Source organism: Planctomycetia bacterium (assembly GCA_034440135.1).
Classification (GTDB): Bacteria; Planctomycetota; Planctomycetia; order Pirellulales; family JALHLM01; genus JALHLM01.
Genome location: JAWXBP010000036.1, coordinates 1 through 4,312, shown reverse-complemented (window position 1 = coordinate 4,312; position 4,312 = coordinate 1). Strand labels below are relative to the sequence as shown.

The window sequence follows — 4,312 nt, the reverse complement described above, 5'->3', positions numbered from 1 at the left end:
GGGACCGTAACGGCAGAGCGGAACGCGACCGTTCGATGGCTTGCAGCAGCGAGCGTTTGTTGTTGCCCTCCGGCAGTCGAACCTGGTTCAACGAGTAGCTGGATATTCGGAACACCACCAACAGCACCCGCAGCAGCGCGGTCAGTTTCTGAATACGTCTACGTAGCTGCAACACTTCCCGTTGCAGCTGAGACGCGTCCATGTCGACCGCATCGACGGTGACGACTGAAGTGTCCGTTTTTGTCAGCCAGCCTCGGGCCGTCGAGCGCGGGACGCCTCGTTGAACGGCACAGTGGATGTCCTGCGTGGTGCGGACCAGATTCCGGAGACGGTGATCGTAACGACGTTGCGCGCGAGTTGCGGTAGCCATCACCCGATCATGATCACCCCCACCGGCAGAGCAACCGGGCGGATCGCAATCGCCGGACCGGATCGGTTAAAATGGCGAGAACTCGCGCACGAAACTCCAGAATGTCGTGACTCGCTGCCCGGCTGTCTGCTCCAGCGACCAGGCTCGAGCGGCGCGTAGTTCGAGAATCGCCATGCGCGCAGTGGGTGGATAGTGCGGCCGACGCACCGGTTCGAGCTGCGTCATCCGGAGATCCTTGATCCGGATCTCCTCGCGCAGTAAAGCGACTTCTTGTCGGAGGCGATCGCATTCGGCCTGGAGCCGTACCCGCTGGTTGCTGCCGTCCACCGCCCAACTGCGACTATACGTCAAGGCATACTGCGCCAGGGCCAGGACATGCAAAACGGCCGATTTCACCCGGGAGTTCCATGCTTTGGGGAGTGGAAGCGGGGGAAGCGTCTTCCGTCGCGGCATTTTGAGCTCCCGGGAACGGTCGTTCGTCTTGTCCTGGGAAGATTAGCTTAAACTCCGCGTTATCAATGGATTGCGATCGTCGGAAGACACTACGAAGATCGGTGGACCAGCACAGCAGTCCCGCTTCGTCGCTTCGACGCTCGCGTCGCTGAAGGAGTTGCAACGCGTCGCCGGATAGGTGACGGTGGCGACGGCGATTTGGCCCCTTGCTGCTTCGGTCGATGTGACCGAAGCGTGCAAGGAGTCGCCGAAGTCGACATCGGCCGGCACTCAACAACGATTGATCGTTGATGCTTCTCACGTGACGACAGGTTTCATGAGAAACCGGCGGGCGCGTACGGTTGTACGGGCTACTGCTTCGTGCCGGCGTTGGGCGTCGCTTTGGTCGGATCGTCCCAAGTCACTTTGCAGTTCGGGAGGGCCTTTTGCAGGGCGGCTACCACGGCAGGAGTGATCTTCGTTTTTTCGATGTTCAGCTCTTTCAGCTTCCTGCATTCATAGAGTGGCGAGAGATCCGTAACCTTCGTGCCTTTGCACCATAACGTCTCCAGCGGCATACCTCGCAGCGGCGACAAGTCCGCAAGTTCCGGCCCGCCGCATTCGAGGCGTGTCAGCGACATTCCCTTGAGTCCGGTCAACTCCTTGATCGGCTCGGGGAGGGCCAGATACTCCAACGGCATTCCTTGGAGCGGCGCTAAGTCCGCAACGGCCGTACCGAGGAGATCGAGGTGCTTGAGCGGCATCCCTTTGAGCGGCGCAATGTCGACCAGCGTTCGCAACTCGCGACAGGTCAACTTCTCCAGTCGTAGACCCTTGAGCTGCGACAGGTCGGTCAACGTGTGGCCCATCCCCGACAGATTTAGCTCAGTCACCTGCATTCCCGTTAGCGGCGACAAATCGGTGAGCTTTCCGCGCAGTCCGGCGAAACTCAACACTTTGAGGACCGTGAGTGCTCGCAGCGGCGAGAGATCCGTAATGTCGGGACTGTTGAATCTCAGTTCGGTCACTACGCCGCTTTCGATCGGCGGAGGCGAGTTTCCTTTCGCACTGGTGAACTTCCCGTCGAACCCGGGATGGAGTTCCATCAACTTCTTCGAGACGGCCGCGAGCTGCTCTTCGGCCGGCTTGGCTGCCGTGTCTTTCCGCCATTGCTCGAACTCGGGGGCGTGCATGAAGAGCGCGCCGGCCGTGGCGACGGGCCCGGCGGCAGGCGCCGTTACGCGCGCCGACTTCATGCTCCCCTGCGTGGTCGTGAGTTTCGCTTCGAGTAGTTTCGCGAGGCCTTTGCTCGTGAGAAACGATCCGAAGACGAGGGCCGGATCGGAGACTCGCGAATGCTGCATCTCCTGCAGAGGGCCTTTCCAGTCGACGATCACGTTTCCGTCGACCGCCACGCGGATACCCGTCTCCATGTCGCTAGGGCGAGTGACGTCGATCTGCAACTCATGACGATTGCCGTCGTTCATCCTTCCGACCGGCAACTCTCCTTTAGGGTTCGTCGGGTCGCCGTTTTTCTTCAGCCAAAGCTCGACTCGATTGGTGGAAAAAAGAATCTCCACGCCTTTGGGCTGGAAGGGAAGAACGACGCTGACGTTGCCGCGATCGATCGAAAAGGCGGTCCGCAACGAATACGCTTCGCCGGGTTCCACGGGGAGGCGGAGAAAGCTGTTGGTCGCCCCCTTCTCGGTCATGAACCCGACGTCGGATTTGCTCCATTCGCCTTCGACGACGTCTTTGCTTAGATCGACCAGAGGCAATAAGTCGACCGGTTGGCCGACGGCGGGTTGCGGCGTCACGCTCGCGGTCGTCGCGGGGGGGATGGCCGGCGCGGCGGTCGGCTCGAAGACATGCAACTGATTCGCAGCGTCTCGCCAAGTGATCTTGCAGCGCGGCAAGTCCGCGGCGAGTTGCTTCACTTCGGCTTCGGTGAGCGACGGCCCGTTGAGATTGAGCTCGAGCAATTGGGTGAACCCACTCAACACGGCGAGCTCGGGGGCGTCGATATTGCCGCCGCCCAAAGTCAGCTTCGAGAGGTTCTTGCAATCCTTCAACGGCGAAAGGGTGACGAACGATTTCGCAACTTTTTCGTCCTCAACGCATTCGTGAAACAACAGCTCCTTGAGGCTCGGATATTGCGGGAACAAGCTCATCGCCTCGGAAGATACCTTAAGCTTCCAAAATGTCATCGAACGAAGGCTCGGCATGCCGGCGAGCGGCTTGAGCCATTCATCGTTGCCGAACGCACGGAGATGCTCCAGTTGCGAAAACTGCCGGATCGTCGACACAGCGGCCGGCGTGAGCTCGCTGCCGGGGACGATGAGCGATTTCAGCTTCTTGAGCGGTGCGAGCTTCGCCAATCCGGCATCGGTGAGCGTGGAAAGCTCCAACGCCTCCAGGTCGGTGAACGCGGCCAACCGCGCGACTTCGTCTTCCGTCAACGGCTGGCCGGCATTGTTGACCCGGCTGAAATTGAGCCCGACCACCTTAAAGGGTCCGGTAGGGACCGTGGTCGCATTTTGAGTCCGCCCGGCGATCTCGACGCGGATTGCGCCCAGCTTCTTGTTCTCCAAGAGCCACGCGGCGACCGCGGCTGGAGCGTTCGCGGAGTTCGCGGCCGGCGACGCGCTCACAGGCGATGCTTCTGCTTGAACCGTCGCCGTGCCTCCTTCGGGAACGGGCACGCGCGCAACTTCGTTGCCGTCCTTGTCTTTGATAATGACCCAGATGCCGAGCAACACGGCCAAGACGCCGCCGAGTCCGCCGGCCGCTATCAGCATCTTCTTGCGAATGCCCGGGGGGCGTTTGTTCGCACCGGGCCGCGGTGTGTTTTGCCGCACCATTTGAATCGACCGCGCCGAAACCGGGTCCGTCGATTGCAGGGGGTTGTTGAGCGAGATCGTCGGCAGGAACTCGCCCGTTTGGACTTGTGCCGCCGTTGGCTGCGCGAGGAGTGCGGCGCTAGTTGCAGAACCACTACCGCCGAGTCCTTCGAAGTGCCCCGTCAGTCCGCTGCCGCTCGGGGGTGCAGCACCGGCTTCATCGAACGGCGCGAGGGCTTGCGCCACTTCGGCCATCGTTTGGTAGCGCTCTTTGGGGTCCTTGGCGACCATCCGCTCGAAGACGGCTTCCAATTGCGGCGGAACATCGGGTCGAGCTTTCGTCAGCTTCGGAATCGGCTTGCTCTGGTGGCCCATCAGCTTCTGGACGAGCGACTCGCCCTCGTACATGTTCTGCGCCGTGAGCAGCCGATACAGCGTGCAGCCGAGCGAATAGACATCGGCCCGCGCATCGGCGTGGCGCGTATCGAACGCTTGCTCGGGTGCCATGTAATCGACCGTGCCCATGACCTGGCCCGATTGCGTCAGACCCTCTTGCGCGGCCAGGCCGTCATCGATCCGAGCCAGGCCCATGTCGAGGATCTTGACGTTGCCCTTGGTGTCGAGCAGAAGATTCGCAGGCTTGATATCGCGATGGACCACGCCATCGCCG

The 4,312-nt window shown here is 61.2% G+C and carries 3 protein-coding genes; all 3 read right to left on the bottom strand.

Going from position 1 to position 4,312, the window contains the following annotated elements; genetic code table 11:
- Nucleotides 1-370: hypothetical protein (locus SGJ19_01835; GenBank protein ID MDZ4778977.1), on the bottom strand; the 370-nt coding region annotated here is incomplete at its 3' end.
- A 66-nt stretch (nt 371-436) separates the two neighbouring features.
- Nucleotides 437-766 carry a hypothetical protein gene (locus SGJ19_01830; GenBank protein MDZ4778976.1) on the bottom strand — a complete coding sequence of 110 codons (330 nt, stop codon included), beginning with the start codon at nt 764-766 and terminating at the stop codon, nt 437-439.
- A gap of 407 nt (nt 767-1,173) precedes the next feature.
- Nucleotides 1,174-4,312: serine/threonine-protein kinase (locus SGJ19_01825; protein ID MDZ4778975.1), on the bottom strand; the 3,139-nt coding region annotated here is incomplete at its 5' end.